The organism is Pseudomonas sp. P1_F1_2 (genome assembly GCF_056405815.1).
On record NZ_JBFUBK010000076.1, the window covers coordinates 1 to 22,960 of the forward strand.

Consider the following 22,960-nt stretch of genomic DNA (forward strand, 5'->3'; position numbering starts at 1 on the left):
TGTACACCTGTAGCAGCTGTCGAGTGAAACGAGGCTGCGATTTTTTGAACGTCAGGATTTAGCGGGCCAGGCGCTGACAAATTCGGCCAAATCGACTTTCTCCGCCACTCGCGGTTCTTTCTGCGGCGTGCCCAGGTAGAGGAACGCAATCACCTCCTCCCCTTGCGCCAACCCCAACCCATTGGCCACATGTGCGGAATACGCCAGTTCACCGGTGCGCCATACCGCGCCAATCCCCTGCGCATACGCCGCCAGCAAAATCCCGTGTGCCGCGCAGCCCGCTGCCAGCAGTTGTTCGGATTTCGGATATTTGACGTGATCCTGTAACCGCGCGATCACCACCACAACCAGTGGCGCCCGGAGTGGGCCGTTGCGCGCCTTGTCCAGCGCGGCCTCGGACACCTCGGCGTCTTGTAGCCTGGCGGCTTCAGCCAGCAACTCGCCCATCTGCTCACGCGCCGCACCCTCGACCGTCAGGAAGCGCCACGGCTGCAAATGGCCATGGTCCGGTGCACGCATGGCGGCGCCAAACAGAACTTCGCGCTGCGCTGCGGTCGGTGCCGGGTCAAGCAGTCGTGGAACGGAAACACGGTTGAGCAAAGCGTCGAGAGCCTGCATCGGCCACCTCCTGAAAAAATGTTTGGCTATTCTAGCTGCAAGTGCGCAAGCGGCGTCGGTTTACATGCCCTGCCCCGCAGGTAGAATGGCGCCCTCCTCCACAACAGCCCGAGCGGATTTCATGGCGTTGCCGACCTTACGGATTATTGGTTTTATCATCGGCATCTTCCTGATCACGCTGGCGATCTCCATGATCGTGCCCATGGCAACCCTGGTGATCTTCGACCGCACCAACGACCTGCCGTCGTTCCTGTGGTCGAGCATGATTACGTTTGTGGCTGGCCTGGCGCTGGTCATCCCCGGACGTCCCGAGCATGTTCACCTGCGTCCACGGGACATGTATTTGTTGACCGTCAGCAGTTGGCTGGTGGTGTGCATCTTCGCCGCGCTGCCATTTTTGCTGACCCAGCACATCAGCTACACCGACTCCTTCTTCGAAAGCATGTCCGGCATCACCGCCACCGGCTCCACAGTACTCAGTGGCCTGGACACCATGTCGCCCGGCATTCTGATGTGGCGCTCGCTGCTGCACTGGCTCGGCGGCATCGGCTTTATCGGCATGGCAGTCGCCATTTTGCCGCTGTTGCGTATCGGTGGCATGCGCCTGTTTCAGACCGAATCGTCGGACCGCTCCGAAAAAATCATGCCTCGCTCGCACATGGTGGCGCGCTTGATCGTGGCCGCCTACGTCGGCATCACCATTGTCGGCAGCCTGGCGCTGTGGTGGGCCGGAATGAGTCTGTTTGATGCGATCAACCATGCGATGTCCGCGATCTCGACCGGAGGGTTTTCCACGTCGGACCAGTCACTGGCCAAGTGGACACAACCGGCGGTGCACTGGGTGGCGATCGTCATCATGATTCTCGGCAGCCTGCCCTTCACCCTGTATGTGGCGACCTTGCGCGGCAACCGCTGGGCGTTATTCAGGGATCAGCAGGTTCAAGGGATGCTCGGCATGCTGCTGGTGACCTGGCTGGTGCTCGGCACCTGGTACTGGTGGACCACCCAGCTGCATTGGCTCGAAGCCTTGCGGCACGTGGCGTTTAACGTGACGTCGGTGGTCACCACCACCGGTTTTGCGCTGGGGGATTACAGCCTGTGGGGCAATTTCTCGCTGATGCTGTTCTTCTACCTGGGCTTTGTCGGCGGCTGCTCCGGCTCGACGGCCGGCGGGATCAAGATATTCCGCTTCCAGGTCGCCTATATCCTGCTCAAGGCCAACCTTAACCAGTTGATTCACCCGCGCGCGGTGATCAAGCAGAAGTACAACGGTCACCGTCTCGACGAAGAAATCGTGCGTTCGATCCTGACGTTTTCGTTCTTCTTTGCCATCACCATCTGCGTCATCGCGTTGCTGCTCTCACTGCTCGGCGTGGACTGGATGACCGCCCTGACCGGTGCGGCCAGTACCGTGTCCGGTGTCGGGCCGGGGTTGGGTCCGACCATCGGGCCGTCGGGTAACTTTTCATCGTTGCCGGACGCCGCCAAGTGGATTCTGTCGTTCGGCATGCTGCTCGGCCGACTGGAGATCATTACGGTGTTTGTTCTGTGCATTCCTGCGTTCTGGCGGCACTGACCAGCCCTGCCGCGTCCGTCAGATGCGCCCGGTACTCGCCGGGCGTGGCGTCAAACCAGCGGCGGAAGGCGCGGAAGAAGTTGCTCGGATCGGCGAACCCCAGCAAGTAGGCAATTTCCAGCAGGGTCATGGTGGGCTGGGCAAGGTATTGCTCGGCCAATTCACGTCGCGTGTCATCGAGCAACGCCTGAAAACTGGTGCCCTCCTCCTGCAAGCGCCGCTGCAAGGTGCGCTGTGACAAGTGCAGCGTTTGCGCCACGGTATCGCGCTTGGGTTCGCCCTGCGGCAGCAGACGACACAACACTTGACGCGCATTGTGCGTCACGCGGCTCTCGGAGAACCGTGCCAGGTACTCGCCGGCAAACCGGTCATGCAGCAGCGCCATCGCTTCGTTGGCAGTTGGCAGGGGGGCTTCCATGTCGGCACGTTCAAAGATCAACGCATCGTAAGCCGCGTTGAACACCAACGGCGCATGAAAGGCTTGTTTATACGGTTCGAGGTCGACGGGTTGATCGCCCTGCACCAGCACCTTGCGCGGTTGCAGCGTGCGCCCGGTCAACCAGCCGCACAACGCCAACGCACAGGCCAGCGACGCTTCGGCACTTTGCCGGGTGGGTGGCAAGTGGTCGCCATGCACCGTCAGAATCAGCGCATAACCCTCATCCAGCAGGCGGAAACTCAAGTCGGCACTTTCGGCAATGATCCGCTGATAGCGCACCAGTCGCTGAAAGCCTTCGGCCAGGGTCTGGCTGGACATCAAGGCGTAACCCGCCACATGGAAGGAGGCCGGTCGCACCACTTTGCCCATGTTCAGGCCTATCGCCGGGTTGCCGGACAGCTCGACCGCGCGCTGCCACAGACGCGTCATGGAATCTTGCGTGAAGCGCGCATCCGGATCATCCAGCGATGCGTAGTCGAGCCCTAGCTGCTTGAACAGAGCCCGGCAATCCAGACCGTCCATCTCCAGTGCTTTGACAATCCCCATCGCCCAGCTTGCAGAAGTCGTTCGTTCGCTCATGGCGTTTACTTCACGTTCGGTGAGCCGTCTGACGCGGCTGATTTCCAAAGGATACTAAAGTGGCGCCTATTGTCACTGGCTGATGCCATTGATCACTCTAGACTCAAATAAGCTACCCGCAGAACAACTTGCAATCAGAACAATAACCACAGAGATCGCAGTCGTGGAAAACATCAAACGTTTCAACAGTTTTGCTGAGTTCTACCCGTATTACCTCAGCGAACACAGCGACAGTACTTGCCGACGACTGCACTTTATCGGCACGACGCTGGTCATTTTCATCCTGGCCCTGGCCATCGGCAAAGGCGCATGGCTGTTGCTTTGGGCCCTTCCGCTGGCCGGTTACAGCTTCGCCTGGGTCGGGCATTTCTTCTTTGAGAAGAATCGACCTGCAACCTTCCAACATCCTCTTTATAGCCTGCTTGGCGACTTTGTCATGTACCGCGACATGATTCTGGGTCGTGTGCCCTTCTAGGCTCCACTGGCCATAAAAGCGACCTGCGTGGCCAATGTAATATTGGATCCAAGTTCTACACTCAAGACATCCCATTCGATTAGAACAAGAGGATAGCTGATGAATGCCCATGCCCGATTCACGCACATGCAGGATGGCACGCAGGAGGACTGGGCGATCATCGCCGCGGACTTCAGTGCCTACGCCAAACAATTACCGGCACGGATTGTGGCGCACCTGAAGTTGCTGGCGGGTGATTTTGGCGGCTTCCCGGTAGATCGCCTGACCCATTCGCTGCAAACCGCCAGCCGCGCCTGGCGCGATGGCCGTGATGAAGAATACGTGGTCTGTGCGCTGCTGCACGACATCGGCGACACCCTTGGCTCCTACAACCACCCGGACATTGCAGCGGCGATCCTCAAGCCGTTCGTCAGCGCCGACAACTTATGGATGGTGGAGAAACACGGGATTTTCCAGGGTTACTACTTCTTCCATCACCTGGGGATGGATCGGCACCTGCGCGAGCAATTCAGCGGACACCCGCAATATCAGGCGACCATCGAGTTCTGTGCCAAGTACGATGCGGCGGCGTTCGACCCTGAGTATGAGACGCTGCCACTGAGCTTCTTTGAGCCGATGATGGAGCGGGTGTTCGCCCAACCGAAGAACTCGATTTATACAGCGGCGATGGAACAACATTCGCCGGCCTGATAGACCTCAGGGGACCGCTGCGCGGTCCATCGCGGGCAAGCCCGCTCCCACAGGCTTTTCTAGCAGTCACAAATCTAGTGTTCACCTTGCTCAATGTGGGAGCGGGCTTGCCCGCGATGAGGCCTGCCCAGACACCGTATTCCTAGGCCGGTTCGGCGACCTTGATGGCCCTCAATTCAGCTTCCCGCGCCTGAGCATCCGCCAGGCGATACAGCTCGATCGTCCCGTCCCAATGCTCGATCAGCGCCGTGCACGACTCCACCCAGTCCCCGCAATTGAGGTAATCCACCTCGCCGACCTTGCGAATCTCGGCGTGGTGAATGTGCCCGCACACCACGCCATGCAACTCGCGCTTCAGGCATTCGTGAGCGATAGCTTCCTCGAAGTCGCTGATGAAGCTGACCGCGGTTTTCACCTTGTGCTTGAGGTACGCCGACAACGACCAATAACCATAGCCATAACGGGCGCGCCAATGGTTGAGCCAGCGGTTGAGGGTCAGGGTGAATTCGTAGGCCGAGTCGCCGAGAAAGGCCAGCCAGCGGTGATACCGGGTGATGACATCGAACTGATCGCCATGGATAACCAGCAAGTGACGGCCATCGGCGGTCACGTGCACGGCTTCATCCACCAGTTGGATGTTGCCCAGAATCAGCTTGGAATAGCGACGCAGGAATTCGTCGTGATTGCCGGTCACATAGATGACTTCGGTGCCGCGCTTGCTCATGGTCAGCAAGCGCCGGATCACGTTGGTGTGCGCCTGCGGCCAATACATGCCGCCGCGCAGTTTCCAGCCGTCGATGATGTCGCCGACCAGGTAAATCTTGTCCGCGTGGTAGCCCTTGAGAAACTGCGACAGGTGTTCAGCCTGGCAATCCCGAGTGCCCAGGTGCACATCGGAAATCCATAAGGTGCGCACACGTTGCTTACGACTGGGTTTGGCGAGCTCGGCGCTGGTCATGGGCAACCCTCTGCGATGGTTTTTCCAAGGTTGCGCCGATCGGGTTAATTGAGCATGACAGTGGCGAGTCATTCCTGTGACAGCGGCAGGCCGGTGTAGACTGGCCCCATCTTGCCAGGAGAGCTGTGATGAGACCGATCCTCACACTACGCCAGTACACCGAAGACTTGATCGTCCACAGCCACGACCACGCTCAACTGGTGTTCGGCTTGTCGGGTGCGCTGGACTTCGAAGTCGATGGCCATGGCAGCCAGGTGGTGCAGCAGAGTTTCGTGGTCGTCCCGTCCGGTTTCCATCACGCGTGCGGCAGTAGCAATGGCAGCCGTTGCCTGGTGCTGGATGTGCCGAGCGATCAATGGATTTCACAGTCTCTGGGTGACCACGCCGCAGCCAGTCGCCGCCTGCTCGACAACGCCGGGCGCCTGCCGCTGGATGCCGGGCAAAGCCAATTGGTCAATTGGCTGGCAGGCAGTCAGGTCAACGATCCGTTGATCGCGCAACAAGGCGCAGTGCTGTTGCTGGCCAGCCTTAATAACGCCAAACCTGACAGCGTCGGCGGACGGCGCCTGCCGTATGCGGCGATGAATGCGCACATCGATCAATACGCGGCTTATCCGCTGCAAGTGGCAGATCTGGCCCAGGTGGCCGGGCTGTCCAGCGCTCGCTTGCACGCACGGTTTATCGCCGAATGCGGGCAGACGCCAATGGACTACATCCGCAGCCGGCGGCTTCATCTGGCGGTGGGATTGCTGCGCGATTCACCATTGCCCATCGGCGAGATTGCCAGCCGGGTCGGCTATAGCTCCCAGAGTGCTTTCGCCGCGGCGGTATTGCGTGAGTTTGGCGCTTCCCCCGGCAAACTGCGGCGCGAGGCTGGCGATAAATGACGCGAGTCTGACGACAGACACGCCAAGCCTCACGCGATTTAATGTAGCCGCTGGCGAAGCCTGCGTCAGACTCGGGCTGCGTTCGGACGAAGCGGTCGCAATCGGGACAAATGCGATGTGTCTGATGCACCGCGTTTTCCGGTTTTACGACCGCTTCGCAGTCGGACTCAGGCTTCGCCAGCTGCTACAAGTCCGTGGACTCTGTCGGTTTGGCTTACTACGTTAATCAAGGATTGTAATGACTCCCCGTACCGCCCTTGGCGCTTTGCATATTGGCGCACTGATGTTTGGCCTGACCGGTGTGTTCGGCAAACTCGCTGCCGCCTCCCCCGCTGTCATCGTCTTTGGCCGTGCCGCGTTTGCGGTCCTGGCCCTGGCGGTCTTTGCGCGCTTCGCCAGCAACACCCGCTGGCAAAAGCTTGAAGCCGTGGACTGGCGCCGTCTGCTGCTCAGCGGTTTGTTGCTGGCCGGGCACTGGGTGAGTTTCTTCATTGCGGTGAAAGTGGCGGGTGTGGCGATTGCGACCCTGGGTTTTGCCAGTTTCCCGGCGTTTACCGTCATTCTCGAAGGGCTGGTTTTCCGCGAGCGGATTCGCGCCAACGAAATCCTGCTGGTCGTGCTGGTGAGTGTCGGGTTGGTGCTGGTCACCCCGGACTTCGATCTGGCCAGCGGCGCTACCACCGGCCTGCTTTGGGCCGTCGGTTCCGGGCTGTTGTTTGCCTTGCTGTCACTGACCAACCGGGCCAGCTCCGGGCGAATCCCGCCGGTGCAGGCCGCGCTGTGCCAGAACGTGGTGGTCGCGGTGTGCCTGCTGCCCGTGGCGGCACCGCAATTGAGCGAAGTGCGCGGCATCGACTGGCTGTGGATCGGTCTGCTCGGGGTGTTCTGCACCGGCGTTGCACACAGCCTGTTCGTCGCCAGCCTGGCGGTGATCAAGGCACGCACTGCGGCGGTGGTGTTCGCCCTGGAACCGGTTTACGGGATCACCATGGCCTGGCTGCTGTTCAATGAAAACCCGACGCTGCGCATGCTGGTCGGCGGCGCGTTGATCATCGTCGCGATCGTGGTGTCCAGCAGGCTGTCGGGTGGCTCAAGCAAAAAGACCGTGGTCGCTGAAGCGGCGTCTCACTGAGTCCGGTCGTTGTGGCCCAGGTCGCGGTCCGGGTCAATCTGATCGCGGACCCGCTGCTTGAGCACCTTGGCCTCCGGGAAACCGCCATCAGCCTTGCGCTCCCAAAGCTGCACCTCGTCACAGAAAATATGGAACACCCCGCCGGTGCCGGGCACCAGCGACACTTTGCCCAAGTCATCGCCAAAGGTACTGAGCAGTTCCTGGGCCAGCCAGGCGGCACGCAATAGCCATTGGCATTGCGTGCAGTAGGTGATGACGATTTCCGGTTTGTGCGCGGTCATGACGGGCGAGTCTCTGAATCTGAGGGCGTCGCTATCATAGAGCCTCAGCGGATACCGGCCAACAGACTGCGGGCGGTCTGGCGAAGTGGCTCGTCGCCGTCCTTGAGCAATTCATTCAGCAGCGCGATGGCGTTGTCGAGATCGCCATCGTCAATGCAGGTCTGGGCCTGCTCGAGTTTACCGGCGTTGTTCGGCTCCAGCGGCGCAAGGCTCAGCGGTTCATGTTGCAGCGGCTCATGTTGCAATGACTGACCGACGTCGCTGAATTCATCGAGAAAATCGACAGCCTGCAACGGCAAATCAGGTACCGGGTCCCATTCCAGTTCGGGTTCCGGCAGCAATGACGCGTCGGGCAATGGGTGCACGTCGGGCGTCGAACTGTCGAAGGGACTGACGAGGTCCCAACTGGAATCCATCGACAAATCATCCAGGTTCAACTGGAAACCGTCGTTGGGTGAGGCTTGCTCAGGGGCGACGACCGGTGCCGCGACCGCAGGTACCGCACTGTTCAGTTTCGGGTGACGGGTGCGGATGTCCTGAAGTTTTTGTCGGTCAAACCCGGCTTGTCGCAGGCTGTTTTCCTGTGCCTCATAGGCGGGCACATCACCTTGTTTACCGAGCACCTCCAGCAGTTGCACGGCCAGGTCCGAGCGTTGAGGCTCTTTGCTCAGCGCCTCTCGCAACAAGGCTGCGGCTTCGGAAAAACGACCATAGGTCAGGTAGATGCCGACACCTTCCAGCACATCGCCTGCTGACGTTGCTTCACGGTGATCGGTGGCCGGTTTAAGCATGGCGGTGTGTGCCAATGGTTGTGCTGGACGATCGTGTACCGGCTCCTGCGGTGACGGCAAATCGGTGAAAGCCTCGGGCAACACCAGAACTTGCTGGCGTCGATGACGAACGAACCACCCCAGCAGTGCCAAYGCCACCAGCGCCAGCAATCCAATGATCAACTGCCAGTGGGTCGCTCCCTGCTCCTCGACAACGACGGGTGTGGGCGCGACAGGCACTGGCGCCACGGGCTCGGCGGCGGCGTGAGTGACTTCAGCCAATCRGGTTTGCAACTCGGTCACCTGTTTTTTCTGACCGGTGATCTGCTCGTCCTGTGCTTGAAGCTTTGAATTCAACTCGTCAACAGTGGTTTGCAGCTGCTGGTTGTGCAGCACGCTGGCGGCCAGTTGTTCGGCAACAACGGGATCATTCACGGGGACGGTGGCAGGTTGCACCGCTACCGGCACTGCGGCGGATTTCTTCACCGGGTTTGATGGCGCGCTGGGTTTGACGACGGGGAAGGCAGAAGACTGAGGCGTGGTGACCGGCTCATCCGCGACGGGTTCGACACCCGGAGTACCCGGTGGATCAATCAGTACCGTGTACTCACGCAGCACGCGCCCGTTGGGCTGATTGAGCTGCACCACAAAATTCAGGAAAGGTTCGCTGACCGCTTTGCTGGAGGTGACCCGGATCAGGCTTCGATTGCCCCGCAGGATCGGGGTGAACTTCAGGTTGTTGAGGAAGAACAACCGCTCCACGCCAGCGCGACTGAATTCATCTGCCGTCGCCAGACTGACCGACAACTCCCCCTCCTCCAGCCCGCCGACATCCACCAGGGCGATGTCGGCACTCAATGGCTGATTCAGCGCGGAGTGAAGCGTGATATCCCCCAAGCCCAGCGCGGGCGCCAATGCCGAGTAAGTGATCGCACCACCGACCAGAAACAACCTGGCGCCACACCGTAAAACCAATGGCCAACTCTCAAGCATGAGCATCCCTTAGATAACAGAACCAACCTATGCGTGTTCGCACATCCGTTACGAACACGATATTGCGTAGTAGTTCTTTATAGTCTGCCCAGCGGGGGTATCTCAAAAGTCTGGCGAGGGGTTATGCGTCAAGATTTTTCCAGGTTGGCCAGAATGTGCCCGTGAACCCGCATGCAGACCTTTAGATCGGCCTCGTCGACGCCTGCGAACAGCTCTTGGCGCAGTTGGGTGGCAATGGTTTCAATTTGTTCGATCAGGGGAAGGGCCGGCGCGCAGAGAGCGATTTTTTTCGCCCGGCGGTCTTCCAGCACCGCTTGGCGCTGCACCAGTCCCTGGGTTTCCAGGCTGTCGAGCAATCGGGCCAGGGTCGGCCCTTCAACACCGACGCTTTGCGCCAGTTCACGCTGGGTGGGGGCTTGTTCGAAGCGTGCCAGGTGCAGCAGCACTAGCCAGCGAGCCTGGGACAATCCCAGCCCCGCCAGTCGACGGTCCAATTCGGCACGCCAGCCTCGCGACATCTGGGCCAATTGCATGCCAAAGCGGTGTTGATCGGTTAACGGCATAAAACACTCATGATTAGACTGAAGTAATAAAAACTAATTATTAGCCAGCTAAGCATGACCCTTGGCTTGAGGCAAGGCTCGGTCTGTAGTGAATCGTTACATCAACCTACAAAACCGCTTAAACCTCAAACTCCGATTGCAGGGCCGCACGCACGCAATACAAAACCCCTTCTGGCACTCGCCCGGCAAACAGCGCGGCAATCTCCGAAACCGCCGGCAACTCACCTTCGCCGTCGAGGAAGGCATCCTGGACTTCGCCCATCAGCTCTTCAGGCAAATCCAGCGCCTGCTCCAGCGACAACTGTTGCTTGCCGATGGCCTCGGCGAGCATGGTGTAGACGTTCTTCTCCGAACACTGCAACTGACCGGCGATTTGCAGCGGCGTCATGCCGGCTCGGGCCAGGGTGATCAGTTCGTGGCGCACGTCGGCCACGACTTTCGGCGCTTCGACCTGACCGCCGAGCACTTCGAGGAACGCTTCGCCGTAACGCTCCAGCTTGCGTGCACCGACGCCGCTGACCGTGGCCATTTCCGAGAGTGAGGTGGGCTGGCTGCGGAGCATTTCCAACAATGTCGAATCGGGGAAAATGACATACGGCGGCACGCCATGTTCTTCGGCGAGTTTGCGGCGCAGAGCGCGCAAGGCTTCCCACTGCTCGCGCTCTTCGCCCCGGACCAGTTGGCTCGCCTGGCTCTTGCTGCTTTTGGCGGTGGTTTGCGGCTTGAGGTCGCGGCGCAGTTCCAGGGTCACTTCGCCCTTGAGCAGCGGCCGGCAGGTGTCGCTCAGGCGCAGGCCACCGTAGCCTTCGAGGTCGATGTCGGCCAGGCCACGGGCAACCAGCTGTCGGAACAGCGACCGCCACTCACTCTCGCCCATTGCCTTGCCAACACCAAACACTGACAGATGCTGATGACCAAAGCTGCGGACCTTTTCGTTGTCCTTGCCCAGCAACACGTCCACCAGATGCCCGACGCCATAACGCTGGCCGGTGCGATAAATCGCCGACAGCGCCTGACGCGCAGGTTCAGTGGCGTCCCAGGTCTGCACGCCATCGACACAGTTGTCGCAATGGCCGCATGGTTCAGGCATGTCTTCATCAAAGTAGGCCAGCAACGTCTGGCGACGGCAGCGGGTTTCTTCGCACAGCGAGAGCATGGCGTCGAGCTTGTGCTGCTCCAGACGCTTGTGGCGCTCATCGCCTTCGGAGTTTTGCAGCATTTGCTTGAGCATCACCACGTCTTGCAGGCCGTACGCCATCCAGGCATCCGCCGGCAGACCGTCACGACCGCCGCGACCGGTTTCCTGGTAATAGGCCTCAAGGGACTTCGGCAAATCGAGGTGAGCGACAAACCGCACGTTGGGCTTGTCGATGCCCATGCCGAACGCCACGGTGGCGACCATGATCAGGCCTTCCTCGTTGAGGAAGCGTTTCTGGTGATGGGCCCGGGTTTCGTTGGGCAAACCTGCGTGATACGGCAGCGCCGGGAAACCTTGTTCACTGAGGAACACCGCCACTTCGTCGACCTTTTTGCGCGACAGGCAGTAAACAATGCCGGCATCGCTGCGCCGCTCGGCCAGGAACGCCAGCAACTGCTTGCGCGGCTGCTCCTTGGGCACGATGCGGTAGAAGATGTTTGGACGGTCGAAACTCGACAGAAAACGTTCGGCATTGTGCAAGTGCAGGCGATCGACGATTTCTTCGCGGGTACGTTTATCGGCGGTGGCCGTCAGGGCGATACGCGGGACGTTCGGGAATAATTCCGCCAATTGGCCCAGTTGCAGGTATTCACGGCGGAAGTCGTGACCCCACTGCGATACACAGTGCGCTTCGTCGATGGCGAACAGGGCAATTTCAAGGCTTTGCAGGAACGCCAGCATGCGCGGCTGGACCAGACGCTCGGGCGCCAGGTAGAGCATTTTCACTTCGCCACGCTTGATGCGGGCCGCCAGGTCGCGCTGTTGTTCAGCGCTCAGCGTGGAGTTCAATGCAGCCGCCGCGACACCCAGCTCTTCGAGGGTGGCGACCTGGTCGTCCATCAGTGCGATCAGCGGCGAAACCACCACCGCCAGGCCTTCACGCAGCAGTGCCGGGACCTGGAAACACAAGGATTTGCCGCCACCGGTAGGCATCAGTACCAGGGCGTCGCCGCCACTGGCCACGCGCTCAATGATTGCACCCTGACGGCCACGAAAACTGTCGTAGCCGAAGATGTCCTTGAGGACGCGTTGAGCCTGTTCGAGCATAAAAACTCCAAAAATCACAAAAACATCCCTGCAAGGCTGGTTCAGAACCACGCACGCTGCACCGACAAATCGTAAGGGCGCGTTGCATGACGCTTCACATTTCAGCCGGGACGCCAGCAGGGCATCACAAAACGCGCGAGTATACCCGAGGCCTCCCTCGCACAGGGCACCGCTGATAAGACACATGTAGCAAATCCAATGAAGAACCCTGTGGAAGCGAGCTTGCTCGCGATGGCGGTGGGCCAGTCAACATTGATTTTGAATGTGGCACCGCTTTCGCGAGCAGGCTCACTCCTACAGGGATTGCGGGGTTGCCTGTTCTTACGAGGGTGCAAATATGCCGCGCGGCTGGCCTGAGCGCTCAAGAAGGCCTAGAATTCCCGCATCGAACATTCCCCAAGGTAGCCCTTTAATGTCCTTCGCTGAGCAACTAACCCGTTTGCAAGTCTTCCTCGACGCCGACGAACTGCATGACGAGGCGCTGGACTATGTGGCCGCTCACGGCTACCTCACCGCGCTGTCGATCTGTTCCGAAACCGTTCCTGACCGTGAGTGGATCGACGCCCTCTTCGCCGAAGAACCGCATTACAGCAGCGAAGCGCAGCGCGAAGAGATCGAAGCCACACTGATCGGCCTCAAGGCTCACATTGCCCGCCAACTGGCGTCCGATGAAGAATTCGAACTGCCATGCGACCTGGACCTGGGCGAAGAGCCGGATGATTCCGACCTGCGCGGCTGGTGCATCGGTTTCATGGAAGGTGTGTTCCTGCGCGAAGCAGCCTGGTTCGAAAGTGCCGAAGACGAAGTCAGCGAAATGCTGCTGCCGATCATGGTCGGCTCGGGCCTGTTCGACGAACAGCCAGAGTTCGAAGACATCGCCAAGGATGCCAACCTGATGGACGACATGATCGTTCAGATCCCGGAAGCCCTGACTGCGCTGTACCTGCTGTGCAACGCACCAGACGAAAAACCGGCGATCCTCAAGCCACGTCACCACTAAGGTCTTGCCTATGGACAACCCCATAGGCAACCGCCCCCTGATGTTGCGCTATGTACTGCTGGCCATCGGCTGGCTGAGCGTAGCGCTGGGGGTGATCGGGATTTTCCTGCCAGTTTTGCCCACCACCCCCTTCCTGTTGCTGGCCGCCGCGTGCTTCGCCCGCAGTTCGCCGCGTTTTTATCAGTGGCTGGTGGAGCATCCACGGCTCGGCCCGTGGATTCGCGACTATCTCGACGGCAACGGCATCCCGCTCAAGGGCAAGGTCTACGCCATCGGGCTGATGTGGGCGAGCATCCTGTTCTCCTGCTATCTGGTGCCCCTGCCGTGGGCGCGCGGGTTCATGCTGACCAGCGCCGTGCTCGTCACGATTTATATCCTGCAACAGAAGACCTTGCACAAGCTATGAGAGGCTTCAGCCCGAGGCAACCGTCACAACTCCGCCGGTGACCGCTCGTCTAAAACCAGCCGTAACCTGTCAGATTTGACAGTAGCCAGGATCCCCCTCCCAGACCATAAATAACTCCGTCGCCCATTCCTTCGACCGGGAGTTATCACCATGCTCATCCAACCGCCGAGAGACGTTGCACCCCTGGCGCTGCGCGAACCGGAAATCCCCGGCCGTACCGAGCCGCAACTTCCGTCCGGGGAATGGGGTATTAACCGAGCCGCCGCGCTCGACAACTTTCCCGACAAGGGTTTGAAAGTTCATCTTCCCGACTGGGCGAACATGAGCAAAGGCGACAAGGTTGAACTCTTGCTCAATGGCAACGTAGTGGATCAACACACACTCTCCGAAGACACCGAAGTGGGCCAACGCGTTACGTTGTGGATCGCGCCGGGGCGCCTGCAAACCGGTACTTTTTTACTCGCCTACCGCGTGACTCGTCTCAGCCAGGCCCCCGAAACCTCTACGCCCGCCGTCAAGCTCTACATCAAACTCGAACTGCCTGGCGGTCAGGATCTGAACCCGGAACCGGGAGCCCACTCCGAGCTGTTCATGTACATCGACCCGGCACTGATCGCCGACGGTGTGGACAAGGACGTCGCCAAGGACGGCGTGGACATCACCGTCCAGGCCAAACCCGGTAGCCCCGAAAAATCGCCCTACCCAAATGTCTTCGAGGGCGACGTGATCACGCTCAGTTGGGGCGGCATCATGGTGCTGTCCGACCCGGTCACCCAAGAGCAGGTCGATGACCCGGCCAACAATCCCATTGTGATCCACGTGACCGAAGCGGTGATTCTTGACGCCGCGGATTCAGGGCCCGATGGTCTGGCCGTGACGTTCCTGATCCATGACAAGGTGAACAACGTCGCCGAAGACTGGTGTGAAGAAACCCGCATCATGGTCGACACCGGCAACTCACGGCTGGAGGCGCCGATTCTCGAGCAGGCTAATGGCAGCGTACTCAATCTGGACAGCCTCGGCGACGAGGACCTCGACCTGCAGGTTTGGGCCGCCTCCCCCGTCGATTTCATGCTCGACGATGTCATCATCATGCACGTCAAGGGCACCACCCTTGAGGGTGAGCAGGTCCATGCCAGTGTTCGCCAACCCATTGAGAAGAATCCACCCGTCGTAGTCGATGTTTTCCTGCCCAACAGCGCCGCACGCAAGCTGGCCAAGACCCAGGCGATATTTTCCTATGAGCTGGAGCGTGGCGGCTCGGTCATCCAGCGCTCGAAGGGCCGGTTCATCAACATTGTTGGTGAACCGAGACGTCTGGCGGCGCCCAAGGCTGAAGATGCACTGAACGGCAGCATCGACCCCGACCTGCCGAGCACCCGGGTACAGATCCCCTTCGACGAAATCTTCGAAGAAGGCATGGCAATCGAATTGAAATGGCTCGGTACCCGACCTGACCTGAGCACCTATGACCCAGAGTTGGACTGGCACCAAATCAGCCATGGCGACGTCGACGCCAAGGAAGATTTTTTCATCACCGTGGAGGGCCGGCACCTCAAGACCCTGGAAGGTGGCACGCTGGACCTTTCGTACAACCTGCTGAGCGACGAGGACGGCGAGATTGTCCGCCGAGCGTCACGGCATGCGGCGTTGCTGAATGTCGGCGAAGCGCAATTGGAACTGGTCAAGCCGATCGTCCTCGGTGAAGCAGACGGCATCCTGGAACCCAACGAGCTTTCTAACGGCATCAGCAAGGTGACCTGCCCCAACCCGGTCTCCAATCCGAGCAAGGCCAAGGACGTGGTGACCTGGCAGTTACGGGACGCCGCAGGCGCGCTGATCGCAGAAGACTCAAAAACGCTCAATGCACTGAGCGCCGGCAAGGACGTGGATTTCCCCCTCAACGCAGCGTTTGTGCAGCAACACTTCGAAGCGCGACGTCATGAAAAACTGAGTGTCAGTTACAACATCCTGCGTTTTGAAACAGGCAGGACCAGTTATTCAAACCCATTGACGTTCCTCATTGGAGGGATTGGGCTTGATCTGACCACATTTGACAATGGAAACTGGAACGAGTGGGCAAGAGGGGAAGCAACTCATCCATCGGACTGGTCGATCATCCTAGTGGACGGTAATTCGGTTGCCAGAAACTATACCAACAGCAACGAATCTGCCGGCACTGTCCTGCAGAAACAATTTTTGAACCTGCAAGCAAACAGCTCTTATTCATTTACGATCAATTACCGCAGACTTGTTGAATCCCAAGCTGTCCCATCGATTTCGCTAAGCGCAAATGGAGTACAGATTGCCGGGCCTGTTATGGTCGACAGTCTGACCTGGAAATCGCTTTCGGGAACGTTCGTTGCCTCGTCTCCGGAAACGACATTGACCATAGTCAGTCATGTAGCATCAGGACAGGGCAACGATTACGAAATTGACGATATCGAAGTAAAAATAATCTAGACCGCTATCGGCAAAAAAAAAATCCGCCACCTTATTCCAAGGAGATGGCGGATTTTTTTTCGTTGAACTTACCGCCGGTTTAAATCAGATTCCGTACCGTGCCCGGCACGTTTCACATGGATCATGTCTTCGCCAACCGCTCGTCGAAAAACCAACACTACCTGTTACTTCTGACAGTAGCCAAATCAGCCGTCAAGGTTCCAAATCCTCCTCATTACCTTCGTAACGAAATAGCCGAACGTATTGGGAAAGGAATTGACCATGACCTCTTACACCCGCTACCTGCCTCTCGTTGTCGCGCCGCGTGCCGGTCTCCTGGCCCTGCATCCTCTGTTCGTCACCGGCATGACCAGGCCGATAGTGGGGGGTGATGGCGGCATCAGCATTGCCGTAGTCAACGACCATGCCCAAGGGGCGCTGTTTGTCATTGACCCATGGGTTTCCATGCTGGAAGGCGACACGATTGACGTTTTCCTCGATGCGCAAATCGTGTACCACCACGTAGTGACGGCAACGGAGGTCGATCAGCGCCTGTTCTTCTACGTTGAGGCTGTGCGATTCGTACCCGGCTGGATCGAGCAGTGTTATTACCAGTTGCTTCGCAAAGGTGAAGCGGCACCTGATGACCCTTCGGTAGCGTTGCGACTGCGGGTCAAGCTTGACCGCCCCGCAGGCCCCGACAGGGAGCCACACAAACCGGGGCATTCGGAGCTCAAGATCGCCCAGTTGCCCGAAGAGGTCATCAGGCAGGGGGTTGATGCCGAGTGGGCGGCCAAGGGTGTGCCGATGACCCTCCAGCCCTACCCCAACATCGCCTTGCGCGACACGGTACAGGTGAAGTGGGGCAGCGTTTTTCTCAAGCCTCTGGTGCTCACACAAGCGCATGTCGACGGCACGCAGCCCATTGTGATCACTGCCGACCAGGGCGAAATCCTGGCGGGTGGTGACAGCGCGGCCCTACTGATTCAGTACGAGGTGTACGACGAAGTCTGGAATTATTCGGAAAAATGGTCGATCCCCACCACGGTCAACGTCGATGCCGGAGCCTGGCGCCTGGAACAACCCATCATCAAGGAATCGGTCAATGGCGTTATCGACCTCAAGGGATTGAACCAGCAAGACGTCACGGTGCAGATCCATGTCCGCACCGAGGATTTCGAACTCGGCGATACGATCACGATGACCTGGATAGGCACGCCACAAATCGGCAAGCCGTTGATCCACACCCAATCGCGCGACATTACCAACGTACCGAGCATCCTCGAACTGAAAGTGCCTTACGAAGAAGTCCGCGCCATTGCCATGGGCTCGGCCGATGCCTCGTATGTGCTGACCAAGAAAAACGGTGGCCCCCCGCTCTCCTCCAAACGTACCTTTGCCGATGTGATCGGAGACGTGTACGCGCATCCCGCACCGACCATTCGCGAAGTGGTGGGTGAGGTCCTTGAGCCGGACGTGATGTATGCCACCGTGGACATTTCGTACCTTGGCATGACCGACGGTGACGTCATCGAACTGATGTGGGACGGTTCCTTGTCCAGCGGAGCGCCGTATTTACATACGGAGCAACATACCGTCAGCAGAAATGAAGCCGCAGACAAGCTCATAACGATCTACATACTCGACGAGCACATCAGTGTGCTTGCCAATGGCCGCCTCACGCTTTGGTATCGCGTGTCCAATGACAATGCTGCGTACGGCGTGAGCGAGTCCGAGCGCTTGCTGGTGAAAGTGCAGGCGATTGCTGCGACATTACCCGCGCCGCAAGTACCGGAAGCGCCGGACGGAGTGCTGGATCCGTCAAAAGTATTCGACAAGGTTACGGTGCGGATCGACTACACAGGAACGGTGAAGGACGACATTCTGACTTACTACTGGACCGCTATCAGTTCGGCCATCAGTACCAGCGACTGGCTTCCCATCACCACCGTCTCGGCGGGTAAACCGGTCAATTTCCGTGTCGATGCAAGCTACGTCACGCCAAGCATCGGCCAATACGTCAAGATCCGCTACACCCTCAAACATGCCAGCACCCAACTGCTGAGTTATTCCGCTACGTTGAACCTGCAAATCGGACAACGGGTGGGAGATCTTCCCCCACCAGAAGTGGTTCAAGCGGCCAATGGCAGTCTTGATCCCATAGTCGCAACCAACGGTGTCGACGTGATCGTCAAGTACGACAACATGGATCCGGCCCTGGACACCATTGCCCTGAAATGGCGTGGAACCCCGGGGCCTGGGACCTCCGTCGACCTGGAACTGCCGGCGCATGCCAGTGGTCGGGTGCAATTCCATCTCCCGGCCACGCTTATCGGTCCCAATATCGGCAAATCTGTTGCGGTGAGCTACGACGTCAAGCGCTACAACTTCTGGAACACATCCGAACTGCTGACGCTGAATGTGCTGAGGTTTCAGAATCCAGAAACTCAACTGCCACGCCCCGAGGTGCCACAGGCTATTGCAGGCGTCCTTGATCTGATGGCGTTCTCTGGCAACCCCGATGTCGTTGTACAAAAGTGGCCGTTCATTGCCCTTGGGCAACGCCTCTGGCTGCGATTGGAAGGCAAGACAATCGCCGGAGCGGATTACCGCATCGTGTTACTCGATGGCGTACTTGTCACGGCCGGGCAAGTCAGCAACGGGCTCAAGGAAATCCTGTCACGCACCGAGCTGCTGAAACTGGCGCATGCATCGGCGGCGACTGTCTTGTGCAAAGTGGCATTCGACGGTGCCAACGATGAATCGAGCGCCATCGCGTTTCCGTTGTTGCCGTTAACTGTCCGGACCCGCTATGACTACGTCACCCCAGTCATTACCCAAGTCAGTGATTCACGAGGCGAGGTTGCCGAGGGCGGCTTGACCTTCGATAAGGAAGTGACACTCAAAGGAACGGCAACGCGAGGTGAAAAAGTCGAGCTTTACGATGGTTCCACATCATTAGGATCTGCTGACGTTGGCACCAATGGCGCGTGGGAAAGATTACTGACCAATTTGACGGTGAAGAATTATCACATCACCGCCCACGCTCTTTATGATGCCGATCCCGTGTCCAGCCTGCCTCGGGCCTTTACGGTAGAAGCGGCGATCACCCCGACGATTGACTCTGTCAAAGACTCCAAGGGAGCAGACGTCCCACTCAACGGCGCCACCTTCGATACCAGTGTCACCGTCACCGGCAAGGCGAGCCCTGACCAGACCGTGCAGTTGTATGACGGCAGCACACCGATCGCTCCCGTCACACCGGTTGATAGCAATGGCGACTGGAGTAAGACATTTAACGGCCTGAGCGTCGCGGCGCACACGATCAAGGCAAAAGCGCGGTACGGTACGGAACCCGAATCCACTGCTCGCACCTTCACCGTCTTGCAAACGGTGACGCCAACCATCACKGGGGTCAGCGACACCAAGGGAGAAGTACCACCCAACGGCACCACCTTCGACACCAGCGTGATCGTCTCCGGCAAGGCGAGCCCTGACCAGGCCGTGCAGTTGTATGACGGCAGCACACCGATCACTCCCGTCACACCGGTTGATAGCAATGGCAACTGGAGCAAGACATTTACCGACCTGAGCACCGCGTCGCACACGATCAAGGCAAAAGCGCTGTACGGTACGGAACCCGAATCCACTGCTCGCACCTTCACCGTCTTGCAAACGGTGACGCCAACCATCACGGGGGTCAGCGATTCCAAGGGAGAAGTACCACCCAACGGCACCACCTTCGACACCAGCGTGACTGTCTCCGGCAACGCGAGCCCTAACCAGGCCGTGCAGTTGTATGACGGCAGCACACCGTTCCCCTCTGTCACACAGGTCAATGGCAACGGCGACTGGAGTCAATTACTCCCCGGCCTGAGCGTCGCGGCGCACACGATCAAGGCAAAAGCGCGGTACGGCACACTGCCGGAGTCTACTGTTCGGGCGTTCACCGTCGCCGTGGCATCGGCGCCGACAATTGTCTTCGTCAAGGACTCCAAGGGAGCAGAAGTCCTGCACAACGGCACCACCTTCGACACCAGCGTGATCGTCTCCGGCAAGGCGAACGCCAATCAGACCCTGCAGCTGCATAACGGCAATACACCGATAGGCCCTGTCACATCGGTCAGTGGCAATGGCGACTGGAGTCAAGCACTCCCCAACCTGAGCGTCGCGTCGTACATGATCAAGGCAAAAGCGCTGTACGGCACGCAGCCGGAATCGGCGGTTCGGGCGTTCACCGTCGCCGTGGAATCGGCGCCGACGATTGCCTTCGTCAGGGACTCCATGGGGGCAGATGTCCAGCACAACGGCACCACCTTCGACACCAGCGTGATCGTCTCCGGCAAGGCGAGCCCCAACCAGACCCTGCGGCTGTATGACGGCAGCACACCGACCCCCTCTGTCACACAGGTCAATGGCAATGGCGACTGGAGTCAACCAATCAGCGGCTTGAGCGTCGCGTCGCACACGATCAAGGCAAAAGCGCTGTATGGCACACAGCCGGAATCCACAGGTCGCACCTTTACCGTTTACCAAACGGTGACGCCAACCATCACAGGGGCCACCGATTCCAAGGGAGAAGTACCACCCAACGGCACCACCTTCGACACCAGCGTGAGGGTCTCCGGCAGGGCGAGCCCCAACCAGGCCCTGCGGTTGTATGACGGCAGCACACCGACCCCCTCTGTCACACAGGTCAATGGTAATGGCGACTGGAGTCAGCCACTTACCGGCCTGAGTGTCGCGGCGCATACGATCAAGGCAAAAGCGCTGTATGGCACACAGCCGGAATCCACAGGTCGCACCTTTACCGTCTTGCAAACGGCGACGCCAACCATCACGGGTGTCAGCGATTCCAAGGGAATAGTAGTCATACCCAATGGCACCACCTTCGACACCAGCGTGACCGTCTCCGGCAAGGCTAACGCCAATCTGTCCCTGCAGCTGTATGACAACGGCACACCGAAAGGTCCTGTCACATCGGTCAATGGTAATGGCGACTGGCGTCAGACACTTACCGGCCTGAGTGTCGCGGCGCATACGATCAAGGCAAAAGCGCTGTATGGCACACAGCCGGAATCGGCGGGGCGCGCCTTTACCGTCGCAGCTCATACCGCCCCAACACTAAACTCGGTGAGAGATGCCAGCAGCGAAGTGCAAAACGGCGGACAGACAACAAGCAGCACGGTCACCCTGCAGGGCACCGTGACGCCCGGCCACCAGGTGCAGATTTTCGACAATGACGTCGGAAAACACACAGTAACCGCTGTCGGAGCGAACTGGACCACGTCACTTACCGTGGTCCTGGGTAGTCACGCGGTGAAGGCGAAAGCAGTCACCACCGGGCAGGATTCAAATACTCGCAGCTTTACCGTGATTTCACCGACACCACCCTTGAACTTCAACACAAGCCCCGTGACGTTGAGCGGCAAGATTTACCTGTTGCGAGACTATCCCAATGTGCTTCCCGCCTTCGGCCCGGGAACCTCGGTGCATCATCAAGCCACCGGTGGACAACCGGGATACCTCTACACCTCCAGTAATCCTGCGGTGGCTGCCGTTGACACCACCGGACTGGTGACCGTCAGAGGGCGTGGCACCACCAGCATTACGGCCAGAGACGCGGCTAATCAATCCTTGAGTTACACGGTGACCGTTACGGGGGTAATCCACTGCTTGGGATTGGGGAAACCCACCTGGGCGAATGCCAACTCGCAGGCCTCCCAACAAGGCGCGCGGATCCCCAGCTATGGCGAGCTGATCGAAATTCATCAGGCCTACGGTGCGCTCTGGCCAATGGGCAATGACCTTTATTGGTCGACAGACCCCAGCAATGCGTGGTGGCCAATTCCAGCAAGAAAAACCTTTAATCTTGTAACAGGAGCAAACGCTGCCGCGCCACAAATCAACGCCGCCCCGGGGGTCGCAATCCAATAGTCGCAGAGCTACAACCGCACCGCACAACCCTAACCATCCAGCAGGATAGAAACCCGCCCCCCCGTTTAGACGAGAGGGCGGTTTTTTTTCATTTCAGGTTACTGCCTCCCCTCAACGAAGGTTCCAAAACCACCCCGACCTCCCCCACAAAACCCTCGATTCAAAAAGCGCCGCAACCCGACGATCTACCTCACCTTTCAAAAAACACCGCCTAGACTTCAGGCATCTGCACGCGAGCAGCCAGACATGTCCCGTCGTCCGCGAAGTCCAGGATGGTCAACGCTCCGACTTCGGCTCGGCGGGTGGCTACTGCTGGCCAGTTTTCTGCTGGCGGGGCTGGGCACAGTCCTGGCCGACTGGGACTTTACGCAGATCCTGCAAACCGCCGAAAAGCGCTATGGCCCCCTCGGCCCGGCCCAGGGAAGAATCGAGGCCTGGAGTCAAATGCTCAAAAGCGAACAGCAGCAGCCCGAGCGCGAGCAACTGAACGCGGTCAATCGGTTCTTCAATCAGCAGCTGAATTTTCAGGACGACACGCGCATCTGGCGTCAGACCGATTACTGGGCCACGCCAGTAGAGTCGCTGATCAAGGGTGCCGGCGACTGTGAAGACTACGCGCTGGCGAAATATTTCAGCCTGCGCTACCTCGGGATTCCCAGCGAAAAACTGCGCATTACTTACGTCAAGGCGCTGGCCCAGAATCAGGCGCACATGGTGCTGACCTTCTACAGCACCCCAACGGCCGAACCGCTGGTGCTGGACAACCTGATTAGCGAAATCCGCCCCGCGTCCCAGCGCAAAGACCTGTTGCCGGTGTACGCCTTCAACGCCGAAGGCCTGTACTTGCCAGGGGCCAATGGCGGTAAACGCAGCGGCGACACTAAAAAACTGTCGCGCTGGCAAGACGTGTTGAAAAAGATGCAAGCCGAAGGATTCGCCGTAGGCGAAGGCTAGCCGTCACAGCAAGGA

The 22,960-nt window shown here is 59.0% G+C and carries 17 protein-coding genes; 10 read left to right on the forward strand and 7 right to left on the reverse strand.

Annotated elements, in window-relative coordinates; all coding sequences use genetic code 11:
• Positions 1 to 51: 51 nt before the first annotated feature.
• Positions 52 to 618, reverse strand: coding sequence for a nitroreductase family protein (locus tag AC1D2P_RS20910; RefSeq protein WP_223522565.1), 567 nt, complete (start codon positions 616 to 618; stop codon positions 52 to 54).
• Between the two features lie 121 nt (positions 619 to 739).
• Between AC1D2P_RS20910 and AC1D2P_RS20915 the strand changes: the two genes are divergently transcribed.
• Positions 740 to 2,194 carry a TrkH family potassium uptake protein gene (locus AC1D2P_RS20915; protein WP_077430677.1) on the forward strand — a complete coding sequence of 485 codons (1,455 nt, stop codon included), beginning with the start codon at positions 740 to 742 and terminating at the stop codon, positions 2,192 to 2,194.
• Here AC1D2P_RS20915 and AC1D2P_RS20920 read toward each other — a convergent pair.
• Positions 2,151 to 3,212 (reverse strand): AraC family transcriptional regulator, encoded by a 1,062-nt coding sequence (locus AC1D2P_RS20920; protein ID WP_077430678.1) that lies wholly within the window; start codon positions 3,210 to 3,212, stop codon positions 2,151 to 2,153. The two genes, AC1D2P_RS20915 and AC1D2P_RS20920, sit on opposite strands and share 44 nt — an antisense overlap.
• Positions 3,213 to 3,375: 163 nt before the next feature.
• Between AC1D2P_RS20920 and AC1D2P_RS20925 the strand changes: the two genes are divergently transcribed.
• Together AC1D2P_RS20925 and AC1D2P_RS20930 are read left to right on the forward strand one after the other, a co-directional pair.
• Positions 3,376 to 3,687, forward strand: a complete 312-nt coding sequence (locus AC1D2P_RS20925; protein WP_477758181.1) for an Mpo1-like protein — start codon at positions 3,376 to 3,378, stop codon at positions 3,685 to 3,687.
• A gap of 99 nt (positions 3,688 to 3,786) precedes the next feature.
• Complete coding sequence (locus AC1D2P_RS20930; RefSeq protein WP_046032769.1) at positions 3,787 to 4,377, forward strand: HD domain-containing protein; 591 nt, start codon at positions 3,787 to 3,789, stop codon at positions 4,375 to 4,377.
• 142 nt (positions 4,378 to 4,519) lie between these two features.
• Here the strand turns inward: AC1D2P_RS20930 and AC1D2P_RS20935 are convergent, their stop codons facing one another.
• On the reverse strand, positions 4,520 to 5,335 hold the full coding sequence (locus AC1D2P_RS20935; RefSeq protein WP_046032768.1) for a UDP-2,3-diacylglucosamine diphosphatase: 816 nt from the start codon (positions 5,333 to 5,335) through the stop codon (positions 4,520 to 4,522).
• A 128-nt stretch (positions 5,336 to 5,463) separates the two neighbouring features.
• On the opposite strand from AC1D2P_RS20935, the gene AC1D2P_RS20940 reads away from it, so the two are divergent.
• Entirely contained in the window at positions 5,464 to 6,222 is a 759-nt protein-coding gene (locus tag AC1D2P_RS20940; protein ID WP_477758182.1) for a helix-turn-helix transcriptional regulator, read from the forward strand.
• A gap of 238 nt (positions 6,223 to 6,460) precedes the next feature.
• Positions 6,461 to 7,354: a DMT family transporter gene (locus AC1D2P_RS20945; RefSeq protein ID WP_109786374.1), complete on the forward strand. Its 894-nt coding sequence runs from the start codon at positions 6,461 to 6,463 to the stop codon at positions 7,352 to 7,354.
• Here AC1D2P_RS20945 and AC1D2P_RS20950 read toward each other — a convergent pair.
• The 4 genes from AC1D2P_RS20950 to recQ all read right to left on the reverse strand — a co-directional run bounded on the left by AC1D2P_RS20950 (position 7,348) and on the right by recQ (position 12,206).
• Positions 7,348 to 7,635, reverse strand: coding sequence for an Rdx family protein (locus AC1D2P_RS20950; protein WP_046032765.1), 288 nt, complete (start codon positions 7,633 to 7,635; stop codon positions 7,348 to 7,350). The genes AC1D2P_RS20945 and AC1D2P_RS20950 overlap by 7 nt on opposite strands.
• A gap of 44 nt (positions 7,636 to 7,679) precedes the next feature.
• Complete coding sequence (locus AC1D2P_RS20955; protein ID WP_477811571.1) at positions 7,680 to 9,398, reverse strand: motility hub landmark protein FimV; 1,719 nt, start codon at positions 9,396 to 9,398, stop codon at positions 7,680 to 7,682.
• 128 nt (positions 9,399 to 9,526) lie between these two features.
• Positions 9,527 to 9,961 carry a MarR family transcriptional regulator gene (locus tag AC1D2P_RS20960; RefSeq protein WP_046032763.1) on the reverse strand — a complete coding sequence of 145 codons (435 nt, stop codon included), beginning with the start codon at positions 9,959 to 9,961 and terminating at the stop codon, positions 9,527 to 9,529.
• Between the two features lie 118 nt (positions 9,962 to 10,079).
• Complete coding sequence (gene recQ, locus AC1D2P_RS20965; RefSeq protein ID WP_109786372.1) at positions 10,080 to 12,206, reverse strand: DNA helicase RecQ; 2,127 nt, start codon at positions 12,204 to 12,206, stop codon at positions 10,080 to 10,082.
• Between the two features lie 412 nt (positions 12,207 to 12,618).
• Between recQ and AC1D2P_RS20970 the strand changes: the two genes are divergently transcribed.
• The 5 genes from AC1D2P_RS20970 to lapG all read left to right on the forward strand — a co-directional run bounded on the left by AC1D2P_RS20970 (position 12,619) and on the right by lapG (position 22,945).
• Positions 12,619 to 13,206: a UPF0149 family protein gene (locus AC1D2P_RS20970; RefSeq protein WP_046032761.1), complete on the forward strand. Its 588-nt coding sequence runs from the start codon at positions 12,619 to 12,621 to the stop codon at positions 13,204 to 13,206.
• A gap of 10 nt (positions 13,207 to 13,216) precedes the next feature.
• The gene (locus AC1D2P_RS20975; RefSeq protein WP_477758184.1) at positions 13,217 to 13,612 is read left to right on the forward strand and encodes a YbaN family protein; all 396 of its coding nucleotides are present in this window, start codon (positions 13,217 to 13,219) and stop codon (positions 13,610 to 13,612) included.
• Between the two features lie 150 nt (positions 13,613 to 13,762).
• A complete protein-coding gene (locus tag AC1D2P_RS20980) occupies positions 13,763 to 16,075 on the forward strand; it encodes a hypothetical protein (protein ID WP_477758185.1) in 2,313 nt (770 codons plus the stop codon).
• Between the two features lie 261 nt (positions 16,076 to 16,336).
• On the forward strand, positions 16,337 to 21,991 hold the full coding sequence (locus AC1D2P_RS20985) for an Ig-like domain-containing protein (RefSeq protein ID WP_477758186.1): 5,655 nt from the start codon (positions 16,337 to 16,339) through the stop codon (positions 21,989 to 21,991).
• 246 nt (positions 21,992 to 22,237) lie between these two features.
• Positions 22,238 to 22,945, forward strand: coding sequence for a cysteine protease LapG (lapG, locus tag AC1D2P_RS20990; protein ID WP_109786367.1), 708 nt, complete (start codon positions 22,238 to 22,240; stop codon positions 22,943 to 22,945).
• Positions 22,946 to 22,960: the final 15 nt, after the last annotated feature.

What these genes read in the sequence shown, in the direction of transcription:
- AC1D2P_RS20980 (WP_477758185.1), top strand. Translation starts at nt 13,763, where the DNA reads ATGCTCATCCAACCGCCGAGAGACGTTGCACCCCTGGCGCTGCGCGAA.
- AC1D2P_RS20920 (WP_077430678.1), bottom strand. Translation starts at nt 3,212, where the DNA reads ATGAGCGAACGAACGACTTCTGCAAGCTGGGCGATGGGGATTGTCAAA.
- AC1D2P_RS20910 (WP_223522565.1), bottom strand. Translation starts at nt 618, where the DNA reads ATGCAGGCTCTCGACGCTTTGCTCAACCGTGTTTCCGTTCCACGACTG.
- AC1D2P_RS20930 (WP_046032769.1), top strand. Translation starts at nt 3,787, where the DNA reads ATGAATGCCCATGCCCGATTCACGCACATGCAGGATGGCACGCAGGAG.
- AC1D2P_RS20960 (WP_046032763.1), bottom strand. Translation starts at nt 9,961, where the DNA reads ATGCCGTTAACCGATCAACACCGCTTTGGCATGCAATTGGCCCAGATG.
- AC1D2P_RS20975 (WP_477758184.1), top strand. Translation starts at nt 13,217, where the DNA reads ATGGACAACCCCATAGGCAACCGCCCCCTGATGTTGCGCTATGTACTG.
- AC1D2P_RS20940 (WP_477758182.1), top strand. Translation starts at nt 5,464, where the DNA reads ATGAGACCGATCCTCACACTACGCCAGTACACCGAAGACTTGATCGTC.
- recQ (WP_109786372.1), bottom strand. Translation starts at nt 12,206, where the DNA reads ATGCTCGAACAGGCTCAACGCGTCCTCAAGGACATCTTCGGCTACGAC.
- AC1D2P_RS20915 (WP_077430677.1), top strand. Translation starts at nt 740, where the DNA reads ATGGCGTTGCCGACCTTACGGATTATTGGTTTTATCATCGGCATCTTC.
- lapG (WP_109786367.1), top strand. Translation starts at nt 22,238, where the DNA reads ATGTCCCGTCGTCCGCGAAGTCCAGGATGGTCAACGCTCCGACTTCGG.
- AC1D2P_RS20970 (WP_046032761.1), top strand. Translation starts at nt 12,619, where the DNA reads ATGTCCTTCGCTGAGCAACTAACCCGTTTGCAAGTCTTCCTCGACGCC.
- AC1D2P_RS20950 (WP_046032765.1), bottom strand. Translation starts at nt 7,635, where the DNA reads ATGACCGCGCACAAACCGGAAATCGTCATCACCTACTGCACGCAATGC.
- AC1D2P_RS20945 (WP_109786374.1), top strand. Translation starts at nt 6,461, where the DNA reads ATGACTCCCCGTACCGCCCTTGGCGCTTTGCATATTGGCGCACTGATG.
- AC1D2P_RS20935 (WP_046032768.1), bottom strand. Translation starts at nt 5,335, where the DNA reads ATGACCAGCGCCGAGCTCGCCAAACCCAGTCGTAAGCAACGTGTGCGC.